Here is a 23607-nt window from a genome sequence, read left to right as displayed (position 1 = left end):
CCAGCTGTCTGTCGGAGAATCCGGTATACGCCTTCAGGACCATGAGGGCAATCTTAGCCGAAGGACTGAAGATGTTCCTGCGCCCCAGACGCTGTTCCGACAGGCCTGCGGCTTTTGCCATACGATCAAACGGAAACACCGAGTGAAGCCTGCCAAGTTCACTCTCATTAAAACTCTTACGATATTTTTCCAGAACATCAAATTCTGTAAAGCCCAAAGTAGGGTGAATTTCTGAAATATTTTGTATCTTAGCCATATCTTAGTCGGAGTATTTCCCCCGTTTTGGCTGCCAAACCTTATTTTCGGGGGAATACCTAAAGATACAAAAAAGCCAACTAATTCGCAATACTTTGTGTATGAATTAGTTGGCTAATTTTATACTATTTACTGAATCTCCCTATTATAATAAACTGGGTATAAATGAATAAATTCCAAAGAACCATTTCATAGTGATGTATTATTGTTACGGTTCTTTGGAATTATCTTTATACATAATTAGATTATAACTCTATAACTGGCCAACCATCAGATGCCCATTTCATTTCACGAATAATCAACTTAGGAACACCATTCTCTTTTATTGAATATGCATGTGATATGAAATAAAATTTATCACCAAAGTTATAAGCAGCACAATGTCCAATTCCAGCCCATTCCTCATTACCTTTCAGGACTATGGTTCCACCTCCATGCTCCATAGAATTACCTTGACGGTCAAGATAAGGACCACTTACATTTTTTGAACGCCCTACAGCACCTTGTAATTACTCTGCAAACCACGGCAACAATAATCAAACGAAACAAACAAATAATAATATTCACCATGTTTCATAATAAACGGAGCCTCTACAGCTCCATCACTTCTAACCTTTCTGGAATACTGACGATTAGAAATAGAATACCACTCTTGAGGTTCAGCTATAGCATCAAGATCTGAAGTAAGACGAACCAACTTAATACCCTCCCAAAATGAGCCAAAAGCCATCCATGGATTTCCTTGTTCATCAATTATTATGTTAGGATCAATAGCATTCCATGAAACACGGTTAGGAATAGGCTGAATAAAAAAATGACAAGACAGAAGTAAATGTCATTAACAATCTTACATACATAACTGACTGTTTTTTATGAGTATAAATCAATATTCAAACGTAATTCCAAGAGTAGGAAGTAAAGTACCGCTTTCCATCTTTATACTCTTCATTATATAGTGGTCCGGACGCTCAGGGTCTATCTCGCCGGTACTCATGAATGCATCAGGCTGACGTAACTTACTTGCCGTGATATTCTGTATATCAAGATAGAAGCCCAACATACATTTCTTCAGATAGAATGTCTTGTCCACTCTAATATCAAGCTGTCCGAAAGCAGGAAGACGTTCCATATTGTAACGGCTGTAATCATAATAAGCACGTCCCTGAACATTCCATGCTTCTATTAGCGATGATTTCTCTTCATCGTATGGAGTAAATGGAGAACCACCTATGGCACATACTCGCATTCCCAAGCTCCAGTTCTTAGGGAAATTATACGTTCCACTCATGTTAAAGATAAATCTGTTATCCCATGCTGAAGCCACATATTTATCGTCTGCGCCGGACTTGAACTCACTTCTGAAAAGAGTCAATGAAGAAGAAAGGTTCAGTTTCTTTGCCAACAGCCATTTAAACATAATTTCAACACCATAAGAGCGTCCCTCTGCATCAGATACAAGTAGTTCATTTCCTACCACACCATAATCGTTTCCTTTGCATGACAACGGGATATTGTCCGCTACAGAAAGAGGCATATCATTATATTTCTTATAGAAACCTTCTGCTGAAATCTCCATAGTTTCGATAGGATTCCAAGTCAGGCCTAAGCTTCCCTGGGTGACAGAAGTATAGTCCAATCCTTTGTTTACATATAAACCCTCATTATTCTTATATCCCAAGGCCGTATATGCAGGCAGTTGATAATACAAGCCCGTATGTCCGCTAAGATAAAGTCCGTCTATCAAACGATAAGAGACAGAAAAACGTGGTGATAACTGACGCCATAGTTGTTTCATTCTATCACTATAGTTGTTCCCGTCTGTTCGTACCCCCAGAGATGCAGTAAACCTGTCATCTACAGACGTATAATCAGCAGAAGCATATATACCCCAACGCAACATATTTAGACGAGTATCGTAATTGAACTCGCGCAATACATCTGAAAAAATTCTCTGATATGTATTATTGGTATAATGTGTATGGTTAAGTTCGAGACCTGCGTTTATTTTCCATGAATCCCATTCAGAAGTATTTTCTACCCGAAGTTTTGTTTCCTGCTCTACAGAACCTAAATCAAGATTCAGATAATCTGGATTGGTATCATCATTGTCCTGATATTTGAAATTTCTGTTGTGGAGATAACTGTGGCTCAATGTAACCGACTGTACATGATTTCCAGCGTAATGACGATATACACTTCCAAGAGTAAATGTTTCCTGTTCTATGGTTGGAAGATAACTCAACAAATATTCTGCATAGTCGCCGTCAATGTCCATATTGAGTTTCATGCGGTCAAGACCTCCCAATCCAAGAACTGTCAATTCATTTTTATCGTCAAACCTTGTCTTTATTTTGAATGACGCATCTGTATAGGCAGGCAAGAAAGGCAATCCCAAGACCTTGAACAGCATTTGCAGATACGACTGACGTACTGATACCAAATAGGATGTCTTACCACCAATATGGCCATTAGAGCTGAGAGACACCTCAGAAGCTCCAAGTGTCGCCTTCAAAGAATTACGTTCCATACTACCATCTTTCAGACTAAAATCGAGTACAGAGCTCAATGCATTGCCACGATGTGCAGGAAAAGCACCACTATAGAACTTCACATTACGTATCAGGTCGGCATCTATAAGTCCTACAGGTCCTCCTGACGCTCCTTGAGTACTGAAATGGTTAATATTTGGAATTTCCACGCCGTCCAAAAAGAATCTGTTTTCAGATGGACCTCCGCCTCGTACTATAAGGTCATTTCTATATCCCACTGGCGAAAAGGCTACGCCTGGATAATTCTGTACAACACGTGATATATCTCGATTTGCTCCAGGTGCCTTCTCTATTTCCTGCAGACCTATGACTCTCAGACTCACCGGACTTTCAGCAACTCTCCTGAAAGGCGAAGCCGTAACAGTTACCTCTGATATGGCTGTACTCTCTTCTTCCATCTCTATGTTAATATGGGGAGTAATATGATTTACTCTATATTCTTCAGTAAAAACAGTTTTATATCCTATTGTTGAAGCCCTTAGCTGATATATACCTGGAGGTACTGAGTTGATGGTAAAATTACCGTTTATATCGGTAGATGCTCCTACATTAAGTCCCATCACCAATACATTAACAAATTCCAAAGGTTCACGAGTGGTCTTACTGACAACAGTTCCCTTAATCTGATAATTTTGTGCAATCAGCAACAAAGGAATTATTGACAAGAAGAATCCGCATACTATTTTTCTTAACATACAAAAAAGTTTTTCACATTAACAGATTGCAAATTTAATGATTAGCAATAAAAAAAGCCATCGTATGATGGCTTTATATTTAATAATTAGGAAAATTATTTCTTACATTCTGTCCATACTTTATTAATAGACTGTGCTATAGAAGAAAATTCATCAGAAGTCAATGAAAGCTTAGGATTAGAAAAAAGCATATCAGACTCATTCTGAATAGGAATAAGATGAATATGAGCGTGAGGAACTTCAAGACCAATAACCGCCTCACCCACTTTTTTACATGGAAATACTTTTTGAATAGCCAATGCTACACTCTTTGCGAAAACATGCATTTCGGCTAGTTCGTCATCTTCAAGGTCAAAAATATAATCAACCTCTCTTTTAGGTACTACAAGTGTATGCCCTTTTACCAATGGATTGATGTCAAGAAAAGCATAAAATTTGTCATTCTCAGCCACTTTATAGCTTGGAATCTCACCTGCAATAATTTTACTGAATATAGTTGCCATATCTTATAAATATTAAATAAGGCAAGTCCGCACAAAGCGGACCTGCCTTAACAATTAAAATGATATACTTAAAATCTCGAGACTTATTTTACCCTGAGGGATAGTAATTTCGGCTATATCTCCCACTTTCTTCCCAAGTAAGCCTTGTGCAATAGGTGTAGTAACAGAGATCTTTCCTTCCTTAAGATTAGCTTCACTTTCAGACACAATGGTATAAGCCATTTTCATGTTATTTTTTACATTCTTAAGCTCAACACGTGTAAGAATCTGAACAGTATCAGCCTTCATCTTTGAAGTATCAATAATCTTAGCATCACCTATAGTAGCCTTTAGTTGATTAATTTTCATTTCCAACAAACCCTGTGCTTCCTTTGCAGCATCATATTCGGCATTCTCTGACAAATCGCCTTTGTCACGTGCTTCTGCAATAGCAGCTACTATTCTTGGGCGTTCAACAGCCTCCAAATGCTTTAACTCGGCCAACAATTTCTGATAGCCTTCTTCTGACATATAAGCCATAATAATTTTCCTCCTAAATTATTTTCGTTATTAATTGATTATTCAGATTTGATATTATAAAACAAAAAAGAATTCCGACATGTTCAACGATGTCGGAACCCTTTGTCTGTTATTCTGTTTGCAAAGATAAGTTTTTTTATTATAAGTCAAGCATATAAGTATCTTATTTTTACATGCTATTAAACATGTTAGAGCAATTTCTTTATTTCTGCCTCAATATCTGTCTTCTCATCAATCCGAAGTACAAGCTCATTATTTTTGTTGACAAGAAATGCTGTTGGCAAAGCTGTAACTCCATAAATTTTGGCATAATTTGAATATGGTCCCTGAGGATCGCGAACACATATCCAAGGTAAATTATCACTGGCTGTTTTCCAAAAATGTTCATCAGTATCCAATGAAACCTGATAAACGACCAAACCCTGTGAAGCATATTTGTTATACAATTCCCTTAAGGCTAATGTTCTGGCACCTGAATCAGGTGTAGCATACGCTGTAAAATCTATCAGCACAACATTTCCTTTATAATCTGTAAGATGTTTAACTTCGCCCTTTATATCTTTCAAAGGAATATCTATTATTGAAGTTTCAGATACTAAGCCTTCAGGAATTTCCAACGCTTTCGGCTGGGGCGCACGAGTATTCTTCATTCCTTTGATTACCATATTATAAAGATTACGTGAGCGGTCGGCGTGTGGATAATTATGGTTTAAACTGGTAGCGACAGCTGCAAAACATTTCACATCATCTCTACTTGAAAAAGGATCAAATATCATAAATCCATTCAATTGCTGAAACAATGCAAAATAAGAAGAGGCCTTATCTGGTTCTTTAAAAATATAGTTTTGTTTTACATTATCCTTAAACGCCGAAACCAGTCGCACAAGACTGTCTTGAGCAAGTCCTACCGGCATACCAGACTTATTCAATTCGTTCACTTTATTCTGAAGTTCCGCCTGAAGTAAAGACAATTCCTTAATTTTGATATTACTTTCAGAACCTGATATTTCATAATCAGAAGAGAATCTTGCATAATCGGATTTAATAGATACGGTTTCTGTAGAATCCACTACAAAATTTATGACTTTATCATCTATCCTTATACGGTAGAAATCAGGTGCTTCTGGACGAGCCTCAGCAAAATGGAAATTTCCCTTATCATCAAGTTTTACAGAATCCATTTTTAAAACACCATTAATAGATGAATGTTCTATATACAATGTTTTATTTTCTGCACCGGTTATTTCACCTTCCACATTAAATACCGGACCACGGCTACATGCAGCAAATCCCAAAGACAAGAATATAGCTGCAATATAATTTTTCCTAATCATATCTGTATTTTATAGGTTTAAAAAAATTTAGTGCTGCAAAGTTACTGTTTTAAACGATTTCACAAAGTTTTTTTATTTCTTCTTAATAATAAGCGACAAAAAATTAGCATATTATGAAAGTTTTACCTCATTTTCACCTATTTACTGCGATAAAATGTATATCTTTGCACATATTTTGACGAAAAACTATATTAAATCAATTTTTATGATCAATCCAATTGTTAAGACGATCGAGCTTGGAGATGGCAGAACCATCACACTCGAAACGGGAAAGCTAGCAAAACAGGCAGATGGTGCTGTTATGCTACGCATGGGTAACACCATGTTGCTAGCTACTGTTTGTGCAGCAAAAGATGCAGTTCCCGGTACTGATTTCATGCCTTTACAGGTAGAGTACAAAGAAAAATATTCAGCATTCGGACGTTTCCCTGGCGGTTTCACTAAACGCGAAGGCAAGGCTTCTGATTATGAAATTCTGACTTGCCGTCTTGTAGACCGTGCATTACGTCCTCTTTTCCCTGATAATTATCATGCAGAGGTATATGTAAACATCACACTTTTTTCTGCAGATGGTGTTGATATGCCTGATGCGCTTGCAGGACTTGCAGCTTCAGCAGCACTTGCTGTCTCAGACATACCTTTCGGTGGTCCTATTTCAGAAGTTCGTGTAGCACGTATTGACGGTAAGTTTGTTATCAATCCAACATTCGAAGCCCTTGAAAAAGCTGATATGGATCTTATGGTTGCAGCTACTTACGAAAATATCATGATGGTGGAAGGCGAAATGGAAGAGGTTTCAGAACAAGACCTTCTTGAAGCAATGAAATTCGCACACGAAGCTATCAAGGTTCACTGCAAAGCTCAGATGGAACTTATGGAAGAAGTAGGTACTACAGTTAAACGTGAATATTGCCACGAAGAAAACGACGAGGAACTCCGTAAAGCAGTACACGACGCATGCTACGAAAAAGCTTACGCTATAGCAGCTTCAGGTAACAGAAACAAGCACGAACGTGGCGATGCATTCGATGCTGTTTGCGAAGAATTCAAAGCACAGTTTACAGAAGAAGAACTTGAAGAAAAAGGTGCAATGATAGACCGTTACTATCACGACGTAGAAAAAGAAGCTATGCGCCGTTGCATCCTTGACGAAGGCAAACGTCTTGACGGACGTACAACAACAGAAATCCGTCCTATCTGGTGCGAAGTTAGCCCACTGCCTGGTCCTCACGGTTCATCAATCTTCACACGTGGTGAAACTCAGTCTTTAAGTACTGTAACTCTCGGTACAAAACTCGACGAAAAAGTAGTTGACGACGTACTTGACCAGCACAAGGAACGTTTCCTTCTTCATTACAACTTCCCTCCATTCTCTACAGGTGAAGCTAAGGCACAGCGCGGTGTAGGACGTCGTGAAATCGGTCACGGCCACTTGGCATGGCGTGCTTTGAAGGGACAGATACCAGCAGATTATCCATACTGCGTACGTGTAGTTTCAGATATACTTGAATCAAACGGTTCATCTTCAATGGCAACAGTATGTGCCGGAACATTGGCTCTTATGGATGCCGGTGTACCTATCAAGAATCCGGTATCAGGTATTGCAATGGGATTGATCAAAAATGCCGGAGAAGACAAATATGCCGTTCTTTCAGATATTCTTGGTGACGAAGACCACTTGGGAGATATGGACTTCAAGGTTACAGGTACTTGCAAGGGTATTACAGCTACACAGATGGATATCAAGTGCGACGGTCTTACATACGACATTCTTGAGAAAGCACTTCTTCAGGCAAAACAGGGCCGCGAATACATCCTCGGTAAACTGACAGAATGTATCGCTGAGCCTAGAGCTGAATTGAAGCCACACGCTCCACGCATTGAGACAATGACAATTCCTAAAGAATTCATTGGTGCAGTAATCGGCCCTGGAGGTAAAATTATACAGGGTATGCAGGAAGAAACAGGTGCTACTATCACAATCGAAGAAGTTGACAATGTTGGCCGTATCGAAATCTCTGGAACAAACAAGAAATCTATCGATGATGCTATCCGCCTGATAAAAGGTATTGTAGCAGTTCCTGAAGTTGGCGAAGTTTACACAGGTAAAGTTCGTTCTATCATGCCATACGGTGCATTCGTAGAGTTCCTTCCAGGCAAGGATGGTTTGCTTCATATCTCAGAAATCGACTGGAAACGTCTTGAGACAATCGAAGAATCTGGTTTAAAAGAAGGAGACGATATAGAAGTGAAGCTTCTTGAAATAGATCCTAAGACAGGTAAATTCAAACTTTCACACAAGGTATTGTTACCAAAACCTGAAGGTATGGAAGAAAACAATAAAAAACGTGAGAAAAAATCTCAACAGAAATAATTCAATTTTAAAAAGGTGATCACTTGATCACCTTTTTTTATTATAAAGTAATTATCTTTCTACCTGCATCAGCTACTGTAAATGTAAGAGAAATCCAAATTATATTGAAACAATACTGAAATATGAAAAACCACATTCTAAAATCATTGACTTTGGCTATAGTCATCACACTGGCAGGAACTTCATGCTCATCAGTTAAAGAGCAAACTTCTGAAATCAAATGGGCAACATTCAATATCAGACTAGACACTCCATACGACAGTCTGAACAATTGGGAATATCGCAAAGATAGTGTAGCAAACTTTATTAGTAATCAGGATTTAGACATAGTTGGCATGCAGGAAGTACTGCACAACCAATTGGTAGACCTGAAAAATCGCCTTCCTGAATATGCAGAAGTAGGAGTTGGACGAGAAGACGGTAAAACGAAAGGAGAATACGCACCTATATTCTTTAAGAAAGATAGATTTGAAGTTTTAGACAATAATACATTCTGGTTGTCACAATACCCAGACAGTGTAGGATTCATCGGTTGGGATGGAGCATGCACACGTATCGCTACCTGGGCAAAAATGAAAGACAAAGAAAATGGAAAAATCTTCATGGCGATAAACACTCATTTTGACCATGTTGGTACAGAAGCACGTCGCAAAGGTGCTTTATTGATTCTTGAAAAGATTAAAGAAATTGTAGGTGACCAACCGGCTGTACTAACAGGCGATTTCAACGTTAATGATTCATCAGAAGCGTACAACACATTAACGACAAACAGCTTCGTACTCAAAGACGCACATAAGGAAGCACTAACCAAAGAAGGAATAGACTATACATTCCATAACTTTGGCAGAATAGAGCCTTCATCATGCGAAAAGATTGATTTTATTTTTATCACTCCCAATATAAAGGTAAGCAATAGTTATATACCAGAAGAAGCGAAACAGGAAGGAAAATTCTTGTCAGATCATAATCCTGAAGTGGTACAAATTTCATTCTAAAAAAATATAAGTGTGCACAGAACACACCCAATATTTTACATGTCAGACTAAATTTAGACCTATGGGAAGTATTATAAAAAGCAGCCAATAAGGTTGCTTTTTGTATTTCACGACATTTGTAAATTAACTTCATCCAATATTATAGTTTAACTTTTGGTTTAACTTTGAGTCCCCAAACAAATAAACTGAGTATAATCAGAATAAAGTACAGCACAAAGTATATAAAAGAAAAGCTCCGTAAATCATTGATTTACAGAGCTTTTTACCCAGTACTCGAAGCGGGACTTGAACCCGCACAGCTGCAATAGCCAAGGGATTTTAAGTCCCTCGTGTCTACCGATTCCACCATTCGAGCATCCTTTCAAAGAGAGAGCGGAAAACGAGACTCGAACTCGCGACCCTAACCTTGGCAAGGTTATGCTCTACCAACTGAGCTATTTCCGCGTTAACGGGTGCAAATGTATGGAGTTTTTATATAACTTCCAAACATTTCGCCCGTTTTTATTAAAAAAATATCCGTTTTAATATATTCAAAAGCCCTTTTGCATAGCTTCAAGCATATTTACAAAACATTTTAAAAATCTTTGCAAAGCATTTGCAAGTTTCAATGTCATCTTCCTAGAAGAGCCTTTTCGGCATTCTCAACCACAGCAAAATCAAACCCTGACACAACTTTATCCATCAGCTCTGTAATGCGGTCGTTACACAAGTTGCCGATACTTCCCTCATGAGTGTGATGAACCTGTTTATTATGTGTAAACTTTCCTGCTTCAATATCAAGTCCCACCTTCTTGTATGCATCGCGGAATGGCATTCCTTCTGTTGCAAGGCGATTCACTTCCTCCACACTGAAAATATACAGATACTTGTCATCATCAAGAATATGTTCGTTCACATAAATCTTGTCCATAATGTATGTAGCCATCTGCAGGCAGTCCTTAAGTTCGGAGAAAGCAGGCAGGAACACTTCCTTTATTATCTGCAGGTCGCGGAAATATCCCGAAGGCAGATTATTCATTATCATCATTATCTGCTGAGGGAGCGCCTGTATCTTATTGCATTTTGCGCGTGTAAGCTCGAACACATCAGGATTCTTCTTATGCGGCATGATACTTGAGCCTGTGGTACATTCATCCGGAAGTTTCACGAAACCGAAATTCTGACTGCTGAACATACATGCATCGAAAGCCATCTTAGAAAGTGTTCCGGCGATAGACGCAAGAGCAAAAGCTACGTTACGTTCCATTTTTCCACGTCCCATCTGTGAGTAAACGACATTATAATTCATTGAGTCGAAGCCTAACAGACGTGTAGTCATCTCTCTGTTCAGGGGGAAAGAAGAACCATAACCGGCAGCAGAGCCTAACGGATTGCGGTTACACATCTTATACGCTGCCTGAAGGAACATCATGTCATCAACAAGGCTTTCGGCATATGCTCCAAACCAGAGGCCGAACGACGACGGCATAGCTATCTGCAAGTGTGTATATCCGGGCATCAATACATCCTTATACTTATTACTTTGGGAAATAAGGACTTTGAACAAATCTTCAACAGCCTCAGCAATGTCTTTTATTTGTGCGCGTGTAAATAATTTCAAGTCGACAAGCACCTGATCGTTTCTTGAACGTCCGCTGTGAATTTTCTTACCGACATCTCCAAGTTTCCTTGTCAACATAAGTTCAACCTGAGAATGTACATCTTCAATACCGTCTTCTATTACAAAGTCACCTTTCTCAGCAGAAGCATATATGTTTTTAAGTTCTTCAAGCAACACTTTTAGTTCGTCAGACTTCAAAAGTCCGATACTCTCGAGCATAGTTATATGAGCCATTGAACCCAGTACATCATGCTTTGCAAGGTAGAGGTCCATCTCACGGTCTCGTCCCACAGTAAAACGGTCTATCTCCTCGTTTACCTGAACATTTTTTTCCCAAAGTTTCTGAGCCATATTCCTGTATGATTTTTAGTTCTAAAATAAAAAGAGATTAATAAGGTATAGCCGAAAGCATGTCAGCAAGTTTCTCCACTCCTTCCTGAAGCGGTTTGGAAACCATAGCCTTCATAAACATATTAACTTCAGCGCGTATTGTAACCTTCATTTTCGACTGATCGTCAGACACCGGAAGCATCTGTATCCACAAGTTCATAGGTACAGGCGATTTGTCACCTTCAAACTTGATACACTTCATCGGTTCACGTTCGATTATTCTAAGTGTCAAACTTATACCCTGCACCTTCAGAGTGATTGAATCCTGATCGAACGTCATATCCTCCAACTTGCCCTCAAGTTTATCTTTTACAGCATCAAGGCGCTGGCGTACAGACTCCAGATTATTCAAGTCCGACAGTTTGTTATATACTCGTTCCTGACTGTAAGGAACATATTTCACAGTACTTTCGTATTGTAATGTTGCCATATCCTTTAAAATATAAAAAAACACGGATTTTACCGAATGACACGATTCGCTATCAGGAACCGTGAGACCAGTAGAATCCGTGTCTTCAATTATAAATTAATATTCATTATTTTCCTGTCCAGTGTGCAGGATCTTCTCTCCATGCCTGAAGTACAGGAATATCATCTTCGTCGATGTAGTTAGTCTTTAATGCAGCATCAAGCACAGCATTGTAGTTTGTCAAAGTAACAAGTTCTACTTTTGCATTGAGGAATGCCTTTACAGACACATCGAAACCATAAGTGAATGAAGCTACCATACCGATAACCTCGCAACCGTCACGACGGATAGCCTCAACAGCTTTCAAGCTGCTACCGCCTGTAGAAATCAAGTCTTCTACAACTACAACTTTCATACCCGGACGCAATTCACCTTCGATAAGGTTTTCCAATCCATGGTCTTTTGGGCTTGAGCGAACATATACGAATGGCAAGTTGAGTTCTTCTGCAACCAATGCACCCTGAGCGATAGCTCCTGTAGCCACACCGGCAATAGCATCAACCTGACCGAATTTTTCAAGAATAACACGACAAAGTTCCAACTTCACGAAGTTACGAAGTGCAGGATAAGACAAAGTCTTACGGTTGTCGCAATAAATAGGAGATTTCCAACCTGAAGCCCAAGTGAATGGGTTAGCCGGCTGAATTTTAATAGCTTTTACTTTCAGCAATTTCTCTGCGAATAATTTTTCCAAAGCTTTCATAATTTTACTAATATCTGATAAACATTTATGCAAAAGTAGAGAAATACATCGGTATTTGAAAATTTATATGTATTAATTTTGCTAAAAACTGACATAAAGCATCATATATTATGATTTTGTCCATGCCAATGTTACAACACTGATTTTTACGAAATCTATCTTTTTCAGTGCATCGAGACAGGCAGAGATTGTAGCGCCTGTAGTAAGCACATCGTCTATCAGAAGTATATGCCTGCCACTTAATGAATAAGCCTTTTCGGTAACTTCAAACAATCCTTCAGCATTTCCCCACCTTTCAAAAGCCGATTTATGAGTTTGTGTGGCATTATTGTGGGTCCTTATCAAAGTATCCGTAACTACAGGAATTGAAGTTATATCAGAAATACCTCTTGCCAACAATTCCGACTGATTATAACCTCTGGTTCTCAGTCTGTTTTTATGCAACGGAACTGGTAAAATAAAATCTATTCCATCAAAAAATCCGGAATCCAGCAATTCAGTTCCAATAACACGCCCCATCTGTCGGCATAACTTCCTCCTTCCATGATATTTCATACCATGAAGAATATTTGCTACACTTCCTCCTTTTGCGTAATAATACAATGCTGTGGCACGTTCTATAGGGAATATTCCCCAGAAATATCGTTCCATCTCATTCCCAGGTGTATTCAGTATCCCGGTACTTGGCAGTGATACCATACATGAAATACACAATCCTTCTTCCTGTGATGAAAGAAGTTTTCCACAACATACACAGGTACGTGGAAAAAAGAAATCACGTATGTCACCAAGAATGTTCATCAATCAAAATCGCCTTTAACAAATTTCATTATCTCCTGCATGGTAAATCCTCTGCCAACAGCAAAACGGATAAGCTTGGCATTGCGCTCATAATCCGTCTCCGCCTTGATACTTTTAAGTTTCTGTTTCATAAGACTTTGAAGAATGGAGTTATACTCTTCTTCGTCTATATCTTCCATACCTGCATTTATCTCTTCCGATGTCAAACCTTTCATACGCAATGACTGGGCAATCTTTACCCTGCCCCACTGGTTGAAACGATATTTGTCGCGTACGTATGCACTGCAAAACCTTATTGTATCAAGATACTTTTCCTTGAACAGATGAGCCATAACCGCAGCCACTGTTTCCGGACTCGCTCCCCAGCCTTTAAGTTTTGCCTCAACATCCGACGGGCATCTCTCCACAGCCGAACAATAAGCCTCAGCCTTGTTCAATATTTCTTTTTCTGTATATTCTTTCATGGTTTCAAAGCCTTAATCATCCTGTCATTACCGGACAAGTCTTTTCTCAATTCAATATTCTTATATCCCATTGAAGCCAGCATCCCAACTGTCTCACTGCCGTATGCCCTGTTTATCTCAAAATATATCAGTCCCCCGTCATTCAATATATCCAACCCTAACTCTGCTATACGTCTGTAGAAACGCAACGGGTCATCATCAGGTACAAAAAGCGCCAGATCCGGTTCCCATTCCAGAACATTTCTCTCCATATCATTCTTTTCGCTTTCCGTTATATAAGGAGGGTTGCTTACAAGAATGTCAACCTTTATATCGGGAATATCAGTTCCAAGCACATCAACACGACTGAAAGCTACATCCGCACTATTTATACGTGCATTCTCAGATGCTACTGACAATGCCTCTTCAGAAATATCCCATGCCGATACTACAGGTGAGTCCATCATCAAAGCCAACGAAACAGGGATACATCCGCTTCCGGTACCGACGTCAAGGACATGTGCGCCTTCACGTTTGTTGTCAGTCACTATCCAGTCTATCAATTCCGCAGTTTCAGGTCGTGGAATAAGAACTGCAGGAGTCACTTTAAAGCGGAAGCCGCAAAACCATGTTTCACCGATAATATATTGCAAGGGTTCGTACGACTTCAGACGCGCCAGAATATCATTTACCTCCGAAAGTTTTTCTGACGAAAAATTCATATCTTTGCCTGCATATAAGTCAAGAGCCGACAGTTGGTATTTCTCTGTCAGTATATATTTTGCCATGGCAGCAGCCTCGGCATCCGGATAGAAGCCGGAAAGTTCTTGTCGTATATAAGTATATATTGGATGCATAATATGCAAAAGTAAGAAAAAAGCTCAATAATATGACTACAGATGAGAAATATATCCGCAGATGTATAGAACTTGCATCAAACGGACTGTGCAATGCAGCTCCCAATCCGATGGTAGGAGCAGCGATAGTACACAACGGAAAAATTATCGGAGAAGGTTATCATGCCAGATGCGGAGAAGGCCATGCCGAAGTCAATGCCATACGTTCCGTGAAAGATGAAAGCCTGCTCAAGGAATCCACCATATACGTAAGCCTGGAACCATGCTCTCACTATGGGAAGACACCTCCATGTGCCGACCTTATCATCAGCAAGGGCATTCCACGCGTTGTAGTAGGCTGCATAGACCCTTTCTCACAAGTATCAGGCAGAGGAATACAGAAGCTTCGCAATGCCGGTATTGATGTCACTGTAGGAGTGCTGGAAAATGAATGTAAAAGTCTTATCAGACGGTTCGTGACATTCAACACACAGAAGCGTCCGTATATCACACTGAAATGGGCAGAATCGGCAGACGGATTTATCGACATAAACCGTGAAAACGGCTCGCCTGTAGTATTGTCAACCCCAATCACATCGATGTACGTACACAAGCAAAGGGCAGAACACAAGGCTATACTCGTAGGCAGAAAAACGGCTCTTCTTGACAATCCTTCACTGACCACACGCAATTGGTATGGTGCCAACCCATTAAGATTAGTCATTGACCGTACACTCTCATTGCCTTCTAATCTTAGACTGTTCGACCACACCACACCGACTCTGGTATTCACCGAGAAGAAAAAATCCGGAGAAGAAAATCTGGAATACATTACATTAGATTTCTCAAAGGACATATTACCACAAATCTTTACCATCCTTTACGAAAGGAAAATACAGTCTCTTCTTGTAGAGGGTGGCACTACCCTGCTTCAGTCATTCATCGATTCAGGTCTGTGGGATGAAATGTTTGTTGAACACTCTGCAAAAGTTTTAGGCGAAGGAGTAAAATCGCCTGTAATACCTAAAGGTACGGTAATGAAAAATGAAATGCGCGACAGTGTTTCTGTAAGTCATTATATTGCCAGTCGGCATTCAGATATATAGCACTTTATATCGTAATATATAAACTTAAATGCAGCGGTTTTTGTGTAGAAGCCGCTGCATTTAAGTTTAAAAAATGTCTAACTCTGCGATTGAAGCATATTCCGAGTTGTTCGCTGCTTCAGTCATCTCTATCTTTACATAACGTGCTTTCAATGTACGTTTAAAATAATGATAACGTTTCACAGGATCATTAATCAGATTGCCGAAAACAAAATCTTCAGCCTTTCTCCAACTCTTATTGTCATCACTAATCATAAAAGTACCACGCTCAAACATTCCCTCTTTATTTTCTTTCTGAGGAGTATAGGCAAAACCATGCAATGTTTTTTCAGTTCCCAGGTCAACTGTAATACTTCTGCCTTTAGCCGACTTCTGTGTCTGCCAATAAGTATTCGGATTCTCATCAAATGCCATGTTACCCTTATGCGACGCATCTTCACTACCCACTGCAACCAGTTTCCAGTCTTTCTTTATATAACCTAACTGTTCTTTATAAAGCGCACCTTTACTGCCGTTTAAAACAGATACTGCATTAATTTCCTTATTTTCAACCTTGAACGGAGCTTCATAAACAGGAGAGGAAGAAGTTGGAATAGTTCCGTCGAGGGTATAATGTATTGTATAGCCTGCATTAAGGTTACCGACACTGTTTTCCCCATGTTTCTTCCAATTGAAATCCGGTTGTTGAGGTTCAATAGTAACCATACCTTCCAGGCTGCGGCTAACAGTCAACTGTGGTGGACGGGAATGATAATAGTGTGCAGAAATTTTGCTTATTGCAGCATTCATACGTAACCGCGTGAAACGAACTCGAATACGGTCAGTTATCACATCAGGGAAACGTAAAATACGCTTATACCCGATGTTTGTAGCATGAGCTATTTCCTTCCACTCTCCGTTTATCCAAGCATCCACAATATGTTCTTCTACACGTTCGCTACGCAAAGCGACAGCCTCTTGAAGTACCAAACGGTTAAATTTAATTGGAATAGGCATTGTTATAACGATTTCAGAATCGGACTCAGAAACCTCCTTATAAGTATTCTTATCATTATCCAATACTTCTTCAGGACCTGAAGCCTGTTTTAACAAATCCACATCGTATGTATCACGTATTCGCTTTCCAACCTCTTTCAACACCTCCACATCAGTATCGGAGAAACGTCCTTCACGGTTTGGAGGGATATTAAGCAGGAAAGTGGAATTTCCACCTACTGCACGCTCGTAAATGTCGAATACGTCATCAGCACTCCTGACCTTCTGCCGTGTATCATCCCGATAGAACCAACCCTCACGAATAGAAGTGTTTGTCTCAGCCTGCTGATAATGCAGATATTTGCCACGATACAAAACTTCACGACTACCCCAATCAATATCTGTCATATCCGGGAAATGCGAAGTCGTATCAGGATTCTCAGAATATGTTACAACATTCCATTCAGTATCACGTGTCTGTCCCGCTTCATTTCCGCACCAACGGATATCCTCACGACCGAATATCGAAGCCTTAGGAGCCAATTCGCGAATCAGTTCTTTCCATGCAGCATAATTATAACGCTGACCACCCTTCCGTTTTGGATGCGCACCGTCGAACCACACTTCATGAATCTCGCCATATTCTGTCAATATTTCAAACAGTTGGTTCATAAAATACTCATTATAATCATCAAGCATAAACCGGAAGGTCTTCTTGTTGGAAAATGGACGACCTTCTACCGGGCGTGGAATAGTTCGCATGGAATACTTGCTCAAATTACCGTACAGTCCCTCAGGATTCTCAATCTGATACAAATCGGCGGGAGAAAGATAAACTCCAAGCTTCAACCCGTATTTCTTACATGAAACGGAAAGAGACTTAAGGATATCACCTTTCCCATTTTCAAATTCTGTAGACATTATACCGTGTTTTGTATATCTGCTCTGCCATAACACGAAACCGTCATGATGCTTGACGGTCAGTATAACCATTTTCATTCCAGCTTCTTTAATAGCTTCACACCATTGGTCTGTATCAAGATTCTTCAAATCGAATATTTCAGGATTTTCTTTTCCTGTTCCCCACTCCATTCTGGTGAATGTATTAGGTCCGAAATGAATAAAAGCGATAAACTCATTCTCAAGAGAGCTCAACTGATTGGCCGTAGGTATAACATGTGCCGCCTTTTCAATAATAACTTCTTTCGAATCAGAATCATCTATCTTGATAGTGTTTGCAAAATCTCTGGTCTGTCCGAAAGCAGTCAATGCAAGACAACTTAGGGACACCGTAATAATCTTTTTCATTTTTCTCTGTCTCATACAAATATTCATTAATTTAAATTTGAATAAGGAATTCACACTTCCGGTTATGCCTCTTCATGGGGTATGGGTTATTCATTGTTTGAAAATGAATATGGAGCATCTTCTACTGAAATACCTCTCGTCTTGTTTGGGATGTCACTCATATCTATTGAAATAACAGCTCCATCCATTAGAGTCTCATGCTTAAGATAATTATGTGTATACGTCTCACCGTTAAGTTTCATATCTTCGATATAGATATTTCTGTCGCTGTTATCCGGTGCCGATATTGATACTTCGTTACCATTTTCAAGATGTATTTTTGCTTCCTTAAACAAAGGAGCGCCAACAACATACTCATTACTTCCCGGACAAACAGGATAGAATCCGAGAGCTGTAAACACATACCATGCAGAAGTCTGTCCGTTATCTTCGTCTCCACAATAACCGTCAGGAGTAGGGGTATACATTCTGTTCATCACCTCGCGTAACCAATATTGAGCCTTCCATGGCTGTTTTGCATAATTATATAAGTATATCATGTGCTGTATAGGCTGGTTACCATGAGCATAATTTCCCATATTCATGACAGTCATCTCACGTATTTCATGTATAACCTGACCATAATAACTTTCATCGAAAACAGGCGGAACAGAGAATACAGAATCCAGCATAGAGACAAATTCCTCATCACCTCCCATAAGATCGATAAGCCCCTGAGGATCGTGGAATACAGACCATGTATAATGCCAGCTGTTTCCTTCGGTAAAGGCATCACCCCATTTCAATGGTGAGAACGGAACAACAAATTCTCCATTTTTCTTCTTGCCTCTCATCAGTTTTGTTTCCTTATCAAAAAGGTTCTTATAGTTCATGGCTCGCTCAGCAAAAAGCTTTATTTCTTTCTTAGGACGTTTCAGCTCTTTTGCAAGCTTATATATACACCAGTCATTATAGGCATATTCCAGTGTTCGTGCCGCATTTTCATTAATCTTCACATCGTAGGGGACATAGCCAATCTTATTGTAATATTCATGCCCCAGACGGCCTGTCGACGATACTTTAGGATGAACATTTTCTGTTCCATGGATAAGTCCTTCATAAAGAGTCTCAATATCATCCACTCTCACACCTTTCATATAAGCATCTACAAGGACAGAAGCAGAATTGTTTCCTATCATACATCCTCTATGTCCCGGACTAGCCCATTCGGGGAAGAAACCACTTTCCTTATATGTATTGATAAGTCCTTCCTGCATCTCTTTATTCACAGAAGGATAAACAAGGTTAAGAAGAGGGAAAAGACAACGGAATGTATCCCAGAATCCTGTATCGGTATACATATATCCAGGCAAAACCTCACCGTTATATGGGCTGTAATGAACTATCTTTCCTTCCTTATCTATTTCATAAAACTTTCTAGGGAAGAGAAGTGAACGGTAAAGACAAGAATAGAAAGTACGGTACTGGTCAAGATTTCCACCGTCAACTTCTATCTTGCCGAGAACATCGTTCCATGCTTTTCTACCTTTATCGACAAGTGTATCAAAACTATCATTACCCAATTCCTTAAGATTTTCCTGCGCCTGTTCCTGACTTATAAAAGAAGATGCTACCCTTGCATGTACAATTTCACCTTTCTTTGTAGAGAAACCTATAATTGCCGCAGCATGATTTGCAGTCTGTTCTGTTTTCCCTACATTTATGACCTTATCTGCCACAGTAGCCTTATATGTAAAAGATTTGTCGAATTCTATTACGAAATAATTCTTGAAGTTGGCAGGTACTCCCCCACTGTTCTTGGTGGAATATCCTACAATTCTATTCTTTTCGGGTTCAATTCTCACGTATGAACCTTTATCGAAAGCATCGATAACCACATAAGAGTTTTTATTCTCCGGAAATGTAAAGCGGAAAAGCGCAGCCCTCTCTGTAGGAGTAAATTCAGTTACTACATCATGCTCGGCAAGATACACCTTATAATAGTAAGCCTTGGCCACCTCACCCTTATGAGAGAACCAGCTCGAACGTTCATTTTCGTCGAATAATGGCTTGCCTACTACAGGCATGATAGAGAACTGACCGTAATCATTTATCCACGGACTTGGCTGGTGAGTCTGTTTAAAACCCCGTATTTTGGTTGAAGTATAAGTATATTGCCATCCGTCTCCCATCTTACCGGTTTGCGGTGTCCAAAAATTCATCCCCCACGGACGTGCTATAGCCGGATAAGTATTACCTGTAGAAAGCTCGAATGTGGACTGAGTTCCAACAAGAGGATTTACATAATCGGCATAGTTATGTGCCTTAACCATACAGGTTATATACATCAAAACAAAAAGTGTTGAAAGTTTTCCCATGATTAAATTATAGGTTATTTTGATTATTATTTATTCTATCTGCTGTATATCAATACCATACTTTACCAGGCCTATTACCCATTTCAAGTTCCAGAGTTACTCCAGACATTATCTGTCCATGCGTAATATAACTCTTATAGTATTCTGCACCGTTAAGTTTCACCGACTGAATATATATATTCTCCTTACTCAGATTATTAGCTACAACAGTAAATGTCTTACCATTTGCCAGTTTCATTTCAGTTTTTGAGAAAAGCGGTGAGCCTATCTCATAAATTCCCGAAACCGGATTAACAGGATAAAATCCCATTGCACTGAAAATATACCAGGCCGACATTTGTCCACAATCCTCATTACCACACAGTCCGGCAGGAGTATTCAGATACAGTTCATTCATAATCTGCGACACATACTTCTGAGTTTTCCACGGCATACCCACTTTATTGAACAGATAGGCTACATGGTGGCTCGGCTCATTGCCATGAGCATACTGTCCTATCATTCCCGTACTGAATATAGGAAGTTCATCATCTGCAGAAGGATTGAATGTAAACATACTGTCGAGTTTCTCTGCAAATCTGTCCTTTCCTCCAGTAAGCTCTATCAAACCGTCTATATCGTGTTGTACCGACCAGAAATATTGCCATGCATTACTTTCACAAATATGAGGCGTATATTCTTCAGGCTTGAAATTCTCTATAAACATACCTTTGTCATCCTTAGGCTGCATAAACGAACTTTCAGGATTATACACTTTCCTATAATTCTGAGACCTTACATAAAATTCATCAGCGAGATCTTTCTTTCCCATCTTAGCAGCCATTTCAGCTATACAGAAATCATCGAAAGCATATTCCAGAGTTCTGGAAAGCGACCAGTTTTCAGAATTATACTTATCTGTTATATTGTAAGGTATATATCCTTTCTCCTTATAGAAACCTATACCTCTGTATTCATCTATATTAGCTGTAACTACACAAGCTTCAAGAGCCTTTTCTGCATCGAAATCACCAATACCCTTAAGATACGCATCAACAATCACAGGAACAGCGTGATATCCTATCATCATATCTGTTTCACCGCCATAGAAATTCCATACCGGAAGACGTCCGTTCTGTTCATAGAATGCGATAAACGATTTTATCATATCGTTTGTACGCTCCGGCTGAGTATAAGTGAACAGAGGATGAGAAGCCCTGAAAGTATCCCATAAGGAGAATGTACTATAGTTAGTCCAGCCATCAGCTTTATGTATCTGCTTGTCCGGTCCGTAATAACTTCCGTCTACATCACAAAAGACAGTCGGTGCCAGCATACTGTGGTACATTGCAGTATAGAAATTGGTCTTATCGTCAATATTATCAGACTCAACTACAATCTTAGAAAGCTCCTTATTCCATTTTGACTTGGCCTCGGCATGGTATTTATCGAAATCATCAGTCGGAATTTCAGAATCAAGATTACGGGCAGCACCTTCAATACTTACTCCCGAAATGGCAGTGGATACCGTTATATGCTCATCCTTATGTGTATTGAAATTAAACTGTGCGATATAAGCTGTACCATAATATTTGTCTTTACTAGTAATAGCTGTTGTGTCAAGCCTATAACTATCGAAAGGAGTAGAAAATCTAGTTCTGAAATAAATCTTCTGATTACGTGCCCATCCGTCAGAAAACCTATATCCCTGAATGGTTACAGAATCCACAATCTCTATCTTAGAATCCTGGGTAAAGTCCCAGTTCATAGCCTTTTTAAGATTGAGTATTATAGCCGACTCAGACTGAGGAAATGTATACCGCTGAATTCCACAACGTTCTGTAGCAGTAAGTTCTACATTTATATCATAATCATTCAGCCTCACCTGATAATATCCTGCAGTGGCACTCTCGTCGCTATGAGAGAATTTAGAGTATATGCCCAAAGGAGCCTCTGCTTCCTTATATGGCAATGTTACCGGCATAAAAGAAATATCATACAAATCGCCCGCACCGGTTCCCGAAAGATGTGTATGGCTAAAACCGGCAATAGTACTGTCGGGATAAAAATATCCTGCAATACGATCCCAACCCGGAAGACCGTTATCCGGGCTTAATTGTACCATACCAAACGGTACCTGAGCTCCCGGATAGGTATTCCCGGTAAAATCAGTTCCAATAAAAGGATTTACAAACGATGTAAGGTCATCGGTATAGCTATTGTATTTTTCTGTACAAGCGTAAATTAGAAAAACAAGGCAACCTAAAGATAAAAATATTTTTTTCATAATAAGCAGAATGTATGTATAAGTTGGCAGAGTCAATCCTCAAATGCAATATTACAAAATTAATTTGAAGAAATCTCCTAATTACTAAATCCATTCGGCTTCAGCATTATTTTTTGTAATTATATACAACTTTGAATAGTATCTAAACAGTATTTGAATGACCTTTAATTTCTATTCAGATACTGTTTAGTTACAGTATCACATTTAAGCCTGTATAATCAGTTAAAAAGAAGGTGAAGTTAATATCAAAATAGACTGACAAAGGCGGACATTATAAAAAACGAATTACGTACTTTTGTATTCGAAAGGCAAAGAGAAAAGAAGCCTGAGATTTTCTGGTGCCGACCATCATCGACAATAGTGTTGACCATCGTCAGCAAAGATGCTGACCATCGTCGGCAGCACTGCCCACAATCGTCAGCAGCCAAACATTTATTGACATTAAAACTAAAACCAAAATTATGGGGAAAATAAAGTACGATTTTTACAAGAATCCGGACAACAAAGAAGGTAAGCTAAAATCTGAATACCACATCAGAGTCTGCGGACAGCAAACTATAAGTACAAAGAGGATTATAGAATTGATACACAATGCCAGTACACTTACACCGACAGACATTAATGCTGTAATCTTCGCATTTCAGGACGAGATTGCCAATCAGCTGGCACAAGGGAATATTGTGAAGCTTGAAGGGCTGTGCAGTTTCAATATCAGTCTTAAATCTGCCAAAGGAACTTGTACAGGTAAAGAAAACGGAAAGGCTATTGAAGTGAAATCAGTCAATATCAATCCGGAAAAGGAATTTACGGAAAGGGTAAAGGAATTGGCCTCGAAGAACGGAATGGAAAAGGTAATAGCAAGACATTCTGATGCTATCACAGACGAGAAAGTTGATAGAATACTGACAAATTATTTCAGCACAAATAAGGCAATCACACGACCAAAACTGCAAGACATCTGCTCAACGACGAGATATATGGCCATGCAACAGATTAAGCGTCTGACTGAAAGCGGCAAACTGGTCAACGTAGGTTTCGAGAACCATCCGCTATATATGCCGACACCGGGAAGCTTTGAAAAAAAGGAAGAAGACACGAATTATTAGATATGAAAGAGGGTATGTCCATC

19 protein-coding genes, 2 tRNA genes and 1 pseudogene are annotated in these 23607 nt (G+C 39.4%); 4 read left to right on the top strand and 18 right to left on the bottom strand.

Annotation, left to right across the window (positions count from 1 at the left end; genetic code table 11):
- The 7 genes and pseudogenes from Q0486_RS08145 to Q0486_RS08115 all read right to left on the bottom strand — a co-directional run.
- Positions 1 to 256: pseudogene (locus Q0486_RS08145) on the bottom strand (DDE transposase); the annotation flags it as partial.
- Between the two features lie 244 nt (positions 257 to 500).
- Positions 501 to 698, bottom strand: a complete 198-nt coding sequence (locus Q0486_RS08140) for a hypothetical protein (protein ID WP_299231940.1) — start codon at positions 696 to 698, stop codon at positions 501 to 503.
- Between the two features lie 50 nt (positions 699 to 748).
- Positions 749 to 985, bottom strand: coding sequence for a hypothetical protein (locus tag Q0486_RS08135; RefSeq protein WP_299231938.1), 237 nt, complete (start codon positions 983 to 985; stop codon positions 749 to 751).
- Between the two features lie 153 nt (positions 986 to 1138).
- On the bottom strand, positions 1139 to 3499 hold the full coding sequence (locus Q0486_RS08130) for a TonB-dependent receptor (protein WP_299231937.1): 2361 nt from the start codon (positions 3497 to 3499) through the stop codon (positions 1139 to 1141).
- A gap of 95 nt (positions 3500 to 3594) precedes the next feature.
- Positions 3595 to 4002: an HIT family protein gene (locus Q0486_RS08125; protein WP_299231936.1), complete on the bottom strand. Its 408-nt coding sequence runs from the start codon at positions 4000 to 4002 to the stop codon at positions 3595 to 3597.
- 54 nt (positions 4003 to 4056) lie between these two features.
- Complete coding sequence (gene greA, locus Q0486_RS08120) at positions 4057 to 4521, bottom strand: transcription elongation factor GreA (protein WP_154044821.1); 465 nt, start codon at positions 4519 to 4521, stop codon at positions 4057 to 4059.
- A gap of 188 nt (positions 4522 to 4709) precedes the next feature.
- Positions 4710 to 5855: a TlpA disulfide reductase family protein gene (locus Q0486_RS08115; protein WP_299231934.1), complete on the bottom strand. Its 1146-nt coding sequence runs from the start codon at positions 5853 to 5855 to the stop codon at positions 4710 to 4712.
- A 205-nt stretch (positions 5856 to 6060) separates the two neighbouring features.
- Between Q0486_RS08115 and pnp the strand changes: the two genes are divergently transcribed.
- Both pnp and Q0486_RS08105 read left to right on the top strand, forming a co-directional pair.
- The gene (pnp, locus tag Q0486_RS08110) at positions 6061 to 8229 is read left to right on the top strand and encodes a polyribonucleotide nucleotidyltransferase (protein WP_299231932.1); all 2169 of its coding nucleotides are present in this window, start codon (positions 6061 to 6063) and stop codon (positions 8227 to 8229) included.
- 122 nt (positions 8230 to 8351) lie between these two features.
- Complete coding sequence (locus Q0486_RS08105) at positions 8352 to 9224, top strand: endonuclease/exonuclease/phosphatase family protein (RefSeq protein WP_299231930.1); 873 nt, start codon at positions 8352 to 8354, stop codon at positions 9222 to 9224.
- A 270-nt stretch (positions 9225 to 9494) separates the two neighbouring features.
- On the opposite strand, the gene Q0486_RS08100 is transcribed toward Q0486_RS08105, so the two are convergent.
- From Q0486_RS08100 to prmC, 8 genes are all read right to left on the bottom strand, one after another.
- Positions 9495 to 9579 (bottom strand) — tRNA-Leu (locus tag Q0486_RS08100).
- A 16-nt stretch (positions 9580 to 9595) separates the two neighbouring features.
- A tRNA-Gly gene (locus Q0486_RS08095) sits at positions 9596 to 9668 on the bottom strand.
- Between the two features lie 166 nt (positions 9669 to 9834).
- Entirely contained in the window at positions 9835 to 11175 is a 1341-nt protein-coding gene (argH, locus tag Q0486_RS08090; protein WP_299231928.1) for an argininosuccinate lyase, read from the bottom strand.
- Between the two features lie 37 nt (positions 11176 to 11212).
- Positions 11213 to 11644: an SRPBCC family protein gene (locus tag Q0486_RS08085; RefSeq protein WP_154043819.1), complete on the bottom strand. Its 432-nt coding sequence runs from the start codon at positions 11642 to 11644 to the stop codon at positions 11213 to 11215.
- 106 nt (positions 11645 to 11750) lie between these two features.
- Positions 11751 to 12386 carry an orotate phosphoribosyltransferase gene (gene pyrE / locus Q0486_RS08080; RefSeq protein WP_299231925.1) on the bottom strand — a complete coding sequence of 212 codons (636 nt, stop codon included), beginning with the start codon at positions 12384 to 12386 and terminating at the stop codon, positions 11751 to 11753.
- 108 nt (positions 12387 to 12494) lie between these two features.
- Entirely contained in the window at positions 12495 to 13187 is a 693-nt protein-coding gene (locus Q0486_RS08075) for a ComF family protein (protein WP_299231948.1), read from the bottom strand.
- A complete protein-coding gene (locus Q0486_RS08070) occupies positions 13187 to 13651 on the bottom strand; it encodes a regulatory protein RecX (RefSeq protein WP_299231923.1) in 465 nt (154 codons plus the stop codon). The genes Q0486_RS08075 and Q0486_RS08070 overlap by 1 nt, the downstream gene beginning before the upstream one ends.
- Positions 13648 to 14487: a peptide chain release factor N(5)-glutamine methyltransferase gene (gene prmC, locus Q0486_RS08065; protein ID WP_299231921.1), complete on the bottom strand. Its 840-nt coding sequence runs from the start codon at positions 14485 to 14487 to the stop codon at positions 13648 to 13650. Before prmC ends, Q0486_RS08070 begins: the two co-directional genes overlap by 4 nt.
- Before the next feature lie 32 nt (positions 14488 to 14519).
- Here prmC and ribD point away from each other — a divergent pair, with 32 nt between their 5' ends.
- Positions 14520 to 15572 carry a bifunctional diaminohydroxyphosphoribosylaminopyrimidine deaminase/5-amino-6-(5-phosphoribosylamino)uracil reductase RibD gene (gene ribD, locus Q0486_RS08060; RefSeq protein ID WP_299231919.1) on the top strand — a complete coding sequence of 351 codons (1053 nt, stop codon included), beginning with the start codon at positions 14520 to 14522 and terminating at the stop codon, positions 15570 to 15572.
- Positions 15573 to 15638: 66 nt separating this feature from the next.
- Here the strand turns inward: ribD and Q0486_RS08055 are convergent, their stop codons facing one another.
- The 3 genes from Q0486_RS08055 to Q0486_RS08045 all read right to left on the bottom strand — a co-directional run bounded on the left by Q0486_RS08055 (position 15639) and on the right by Q0486_RS08045 (position 22478).
- Positions 15639 to 17870, bottom strand: a complete 2232-nt coding sequence (locus Q0486_RS08055; RefSeq protein WP_299231917.1) for an alpha-L-fucosidase — start codon at positions 17868 to 17870, stop codon at positions 15639 to 15641.
- 71 nt (positions 17871 to 17941) lie between these two features.
- Positions 17942 to 20182, bottom strand: a complete 2241-nt coding sequence (locus tag Q0486_RS08050) for a GH92 family glycosyl hydrolase (protein ID WP_299231946.1) — start codon at positions 20180 to 20182, stop codon at positions 17942 to 17944.
- 79 nt (positions 20183 to 20261) lie between these two features.
- On the bottom strand, positions 20262 to 22478 hold the full coding sequence (locus Q0486_RS08045; protein WP_299231915.1) for a GH92 family glycosyl hydrolase: 2217 nt from the start codon (positions 22476 to 22478) through the stop codon (positions 20262 to 20264).
- A gap of 461 nt (positions 22479 to 22939) precedes the next feature.
- Here Q0486_RS08045 and Q0486_RS08040 point away from each other — a divergent pair, with 461 nt between their 5' ends.
- Positions 22940 to 23584: an HU family DNA-binding protein gene (locus Q0486_RS08040; RefSeq protein WP_299231913.1), complete on the top strand. Its 645-nt coding sequence runs from the start codon at positions 22940 to 22942 to the stop codon at positions 23582 to 23584.
- Positions 23585 to 23607: the final 23 nt, after the last annotated feature.

The sequence above is a fragment of the uncultured Bacteroides sp. genome (assembly GCF_937912035.1).
Lineage (GTDB): Bacteria > Bacteroidota > Bacteroidia > Bacteroidales > Bacteroidaceae > Phocaeicola.
This window is presented reverse-complemented; position numbering and strand designations above follow the sequence as displayed.

Bases quoted from the DNA above. Each gene is read 5' to 3' on its own strand.
- Q0486_RS08140 (WP_299231940.1), bottom strand. From the start codon at position 698: ATGGAGCATGGAGGTGGAACCATAGTCCTGAAAGGTAATGAGGAATGG.
- Q0486_RS08135 (WP_299231938.1), bottom strand. From the start codon at position 985: ATGGCTTTTGGCTCATTTTGGGAGGGTATTAAGTTGGTTCGTCTTACT.
- Q0486_RS08130 (WP_299231937.1), bottom strand. From the start codon at position 3,499: ATGTTAAGAAAAATAGTATGCGGATTCTTCTTGTCAATAATTCCTTTG.
- Q0486_RS08125 (WP_299231936.1), bottom strand. From the start codon at position 4,002: ATGGCAACTATATTCAGTAAAATTATTGCAGGTGAGATTCCAAGCTAT.
- greA (WP_154044821.1), bottom strand. From the start codon at position 4,521: ATGGCTTATATGTCAGAAGAAGGCTATCAGAAATTGTTGGCCGAGTTA.
- Q0486_RS08115 (WP_299231934.1), bottom strand. From the start codon at position 5,855: ATGATTAGGAAAAATTATATTGCAGCTATATTCTTGTCTTTGGGATTT.
- pnp (WP_299231932.1), top strand. From the start codon at position 6,061: ATGATCAATCCAATTGTTAAGACGATCGAGCTTGGAGATGGCAGAACC.
- Q0486_RS08105 (WP_299231930.1), top strand. From the start codon at position 8,352: ATGAAAAACCACATTCTAAAATCATTGACTTTGGCTATAGTCATCACA.
- argH (WP_299231928.1), bottom strand. From the start codon at position 11,175: ATGGCTCAGAAACTTTGGGAAAAAAATGTTCAGGTAAACGAGGAGATA.
- Q0486_RS08085 (WP_154043819.1), bottom strand. From the start codon at position 11,644: ATGGCAACATTACAATACGAAAGTACTGTGAAATATGTTCCTTACAGT.
- pyrE (WP_299231925.1), bottom strand. From the start codon at position 12,386: ATGAAAGCTTTGGAAAAATTATTCGCAGAGAAATTGCTGAAAGTAAAA.
- Q0486_RS08075 (WP_299231948.1), bottom strand. From the start codon at position 13,187: ATGAACATTCTTGGTGACATACGTGATTTCTTTTTTCCACGTACCTGT.
- Q0486_RS08070 (WP_299231923.1), bottom strand. From the start codon at position 13,651: ATGAAAGAATATACAGAAAAAGAAATATTGAACAAGGCTGAGGCTTAT.
- prmC (WP_299231921.1), bottom strand. From the start codon at position 14,487: ATGCATCCAATATATACTTATATACGACAAGAACTTTCCGGCTTCTAT.
- ribD (WP_299231919.1), top strand. From the start codon at position 14,520: ATGACTACAGATGAGAAATATATCCGCAGATGTATAGAACTTGCATCA.
- Q0486_RS08055 (WP_299231917.1), bottom strand. From the start codon at position 17,870: ATGAGACAGAGAAAAATGAAAAAGATTATTACGGTGTCCCTAAGTTGT.
- Q0486_RS08050 (WP_299231946.1), bottom strand. From the start codon at position 20,182: ATGTATATAACCTGTATGGTTAAGGCACATAACTATGCCGATTATGTA.
- Q0486_RS08045 (WP_299231915.1), bottom strand. From the start codon at position 22,478: ATGAAAAAAATATTTTTATCTTTAGGTTGCCTTGTTTTTCTAATTTAC.
- Q0486_RS08040 (WP_299231913.1), top strand. From the start codon at position 22,940: ATGGGGAAAATAAAGTACGATTTTTACAAGAATCCGGACAACAAAGAA.